This is a genomic window from Hyphomonas sp., assembly GCF_041689225.1.
GTDB lineage: Bacteria > Pseudomonadota > Alphaproteobacteria > Caulobacterales > Hyphomonadaceae > Hyphomonas.
This window is the reverse complement of sequence record NZ_JBDNGN010000039.1, coordinates 1-3,305: the sequence shown is the minus strand read 5'-3', so window position 1 is coordinate 3,305 and position 3,305 is coordinate 1. Positions and strand designations below refer to the sequence as shown.

Annotated in this window: 3 protein-coding genes; 2 read left to right on the top strand and 1 reads right to left on the bottom strand. The window is 56.9% G+C overall.

Translation table 11 applies throughout. From position 1 onward, the window contains the following. A partial coding sequence (locus ACESNB_RS03385) for a transposase (protein ID WP_373003843.1) occupies window positions 1-451 on the top strand: 451 nt, incomplete at its 5' end. Between the two features lie 405 nt (window positions 452-856). On the opposite strand, the gene murC is transcribed toward ACESNB_RS03385, so the two are convergent. After that, a complete protein-coding gene (murC, locus tag ACESNB_RS03380; protein ID WP_373003841.1) occupies window positions 857-2,263 on the bottom strand; it encodes a UDP-N-acetylmuramate--L-alanine ligase in 1,407 nt (468 codons plus the stop codon). Between the two features lie 58 nt (window positions 2,264-2,321). On the opposite strand from murC, the gene ACESNB_RS03375 reads away from it, so the two are divergent. Further along, window positions 2,322-3,167, top strand: a complete 846-nt coding sequence (locus ACESNB_RS03375; protein WP_373003838.1) for an LD-carboxypeptidase — start codon at window positions 2,322-2,324, stop codon at window positions 3,165-3,167. Window positions 3,168-3,305: the final 138 nt, after the last annotated feature.

Here is a 3,305-nt window from a genome sequence, read left to right as displayed (position 1 = left end):
CTTCGTGAAGATCCGTGGGAAGACTCACTACTTATGGCGCGCTGTCGATCACGAGGGTGAAGTACTGGAATCCTATGTCACGAAGAAGCGCGATAAGGCTGCTGCGTTGAAATTCCTCAAAAAAGCAATGAAGCGCTATGGCCGCCCGCACATCGTCGTGACGGACAAGTGTGCTTCTTACCAGGCCGCCATGAAAGTCATCGGGAATGAACGCCGCCAGGAAACTGGGCGTCATCTCAATAACCGGGCCGAGAATTCGCACTTACCGTTCCGAAGGCGAGAGCGGGCGATGTCTCGACTCCGGCGCATGCGAATTTTGCAGAAGTTCGTTTCGATACATTCGTCAGTACACAATCACTTCAACTTCGAAAGGCACATCAGCACCAGAATCCGGTTCAAACAAAAAAGTGACGCCGCGCTTCGCGAGTGGCGCGACCTTCTCGTCGCCTAGCACCTGCCGCCCCGCAAAAAACGAAGACTGGTTCGCACGAGACTGACCGCACCGTTCTGCAATCCAAAGCGAAGGCATGCTAAGAACGGGATGCTGTCACCCGCAGAGTTCGAAATGGCAGAAAAATGAAGTCGTCGGGCGTCTAGATTCTTAGGGGCACATCAACCACCTTCGCGAATAATGGAGACTGGTTCGAATTCGTCTGACACCATCCTTTCAAATAGGGGTTGTCAGCGTAAACGACACTGTCAAGGAGATTGCCAGCATGCGGTCGCCGATCGTTTCCTGTTGCCCCCCTTCGCGCTCTATCCGCCACAGCATTGTTCGCCTGAAATTCGGGCGACGGGGCAAGGAGAGACGATCTGAATTGGTTCCTTTGACAATGCCAAACCAGGGGCCGGCTCGCTATCGACGTCGGCTCTTCAGCTCTTCCAGAACATTCCGGGCGAAAAGCGTGAGCGTATCGTCGCGTGCCCCCATCACCAGGATGCGGTCTCCAGGGCGCGCCAGTTTCAGCAAGCGGTCGCCGCACGCCGCGCGGTCGCCAAGTGCTTCAGCACGCCTGTCCAGCGCATTGATATCGCTGGCCAGATCCTGGCTGGAAACCGACCTGTCAACGGTGCCGCCAAAATAGACCGGCTCGGGAATGAGCAAGATATCCTCGGCGCCCAGGTTGTCCGCAAAGCAGGCTGCGAATTCCTTCCGCATCTTGTTCAGGGGGCCAAAGCCATGCGGTTGGAACATCACAAGGACGCGTCCGGGAAAATGATTCACTGTCCGCAGTGTTGCTGCGATCTTGTCGGGGTTGTGGCCGAAATCGTCTATGATCGTGATGCCATCCACTGTGCCGACAATGTCAAACCGGCGCAGGATTCCCGTGAAGGCATTCAATGCCTGAGCGGTATCTTGCAGGGATACACCGCAGGCCATACTCGCTGCGATTGCCGCAAGCGCATTTGAAACATTGTGCCGCCCAGGCGTAGCCAGCCGGATTTCAACTTCCTCGCCGGTCCTGTGATCGCAAACCGTGAAGGAGATACGGGTGGGGGCCGGTTCAATGTCGCTGGCAAAGAGGTCGGCCGCCTCGTGTGCGAGGCTATAGGAAACGGCCTGGGGGCATTCCTGCGCCATCTGCTTCGTCTCGTCATTGTCGAGATTCAAGATCACGGTCTCCGCGCGGGCGACAAATTCGCCAAACAGAACGCGAAGTTCGTCCATCGATTTGTGATCGAGGGAGATATTGGTCACGATAGCTACGCGCGGATGATAGGCCGCGATCGACCCGTCGCTCTCGTCAACCTCGCTCACAAAAATGCCGCTCGTTCCCACCAGTGAACTTGCAAACAGCGAATCCGGAGTCTGGAAATTCTTCATCACCGCGCCGTTCATGACAGTCGGGCTCTTGCCCGCTTGGTGCAGGATCCAGCTGATCATGCCAGTGGTCGTCGACTTTCCGCTGGTTCCAGCCACACCGATACTGCAAGCAGCCGCATTGAAGAGTTCCGAAAGAAGTTGCGCGCGGCTCTTGCGCGTCGCGCCGACTTTGATCGCAGCCGCCATGTCGGGAACGGTGTCTTCAATGGCGGCAGAAGCCACGACGATCTGGTCGCGACCGACGAGCGCGCTGCCATCCTGAGGATGTAATCTGATCCCCCGGCTTCGCAAGAATTCAAACTTTTCGGGCGTTCGGCCCTGATCGAGCGAACGGTCCGATCCTTCGACAATGTTTCCCTGGTCCAGCAGGATCAGCGCCAGCGGCAGCATGCCGCTGCCACCGATGCCGCAAAAGAAGTAGTGTTTATGATTCTTCATGGAGTTCATTCTAACTGCGATTGGCCGAAATGTGTAAGCTCGTGCTCTGGAGGACGGAATGACCCAAAGAAGATTGAGAATTGGTGTTGTCGCGCCCGGCAGGGCAATCGACGCACATATCGAGGACAAAGTAAGGGCCGTGGCCATCGAAACCTATGGCAACGAGCGTCTTGAACTGATCTTTCATCCCCAATGCTTCCTCCGCTCGGGTCACTTCGCCGGGCCAGACTCGGCGCGCGCAGAGGCTTTCGTTGAAATGGCGAATGATCCGGAACTGGATGCCGTCTGGTTTGCGCGTGGCGGGTATGGATCTTGTCGTCTCTTGGATATCGCCTTTGACGACCTGGATCATGCGGCCCGACGCAAGACTTTTCTAGGCTACAGCGACACCGGAAGTCTCTTGGCGCCTCTGTACAGGGACTCCATTGGCACAGTCGCGCACGGTCCCATGCCCGCAGACATTACCAGGCCTGGCGGCGAGGCGGCCATCCTGCGGGCCTTGGACTATCTCCTCGGCCGCGATGACAGTGACGCGCTTGAGCCATCGACGCGGGCACCCGGGCAGTACGCTGCCTTCAATATTACCGTACTTGCGAATCTGGTCGGCACCCCCTGGGTGCCGAACCTTACAGGCCACGTTCTGATGCTCGAAGACGTCGGTGAGTATCACTACAGCCTCGACAGAATGCTGTTCAACATCACCTCAAATCCCGATGTGCGCAATGTCGCAGGCATTCAGCTTGGGCGCTGCAGCGCCATTCCGGAAAACGACATCGACTTCGAAGCGACCGAAGCGGAAATCGCTGAGTACTGGTGCGTTCGCAATTCTATCCCATATCTGGGCCGCGCAGATATCGGGCACGACGTGGAAAACAAGATCGTAGTCTTCGGAACGCGAAGCTAGGCGCGTGTTGCCAGGACGGTACTGTCGGGGTATGATCAGTTCAAACGACCTTGAGGTGATCGATCTCGGTGAGTAGCCTCATCCCATGTCGAAAAACCCGTTCCGCTACTTCAAAACCTCTCCCGAGATCATCCAGCT

What these genes read in the sequence shown, in the direction of transcription:
- murC (WP_373003841.1), bottom strand. Translation starts at nt 2,263, where the DNA reads ATGAAGAATCATAAACACTACTTCTTTTGCGGCATCGGTGGCAGCGGC.
- ACESNB_RS03375 (WP_373003838.1), top strand. Translation starts at nt 2,322, where the DNA reads ATGACCCAAAGAAGATTGAGAATTGGTGTTGTCGCGCCCGGCAGGGCA.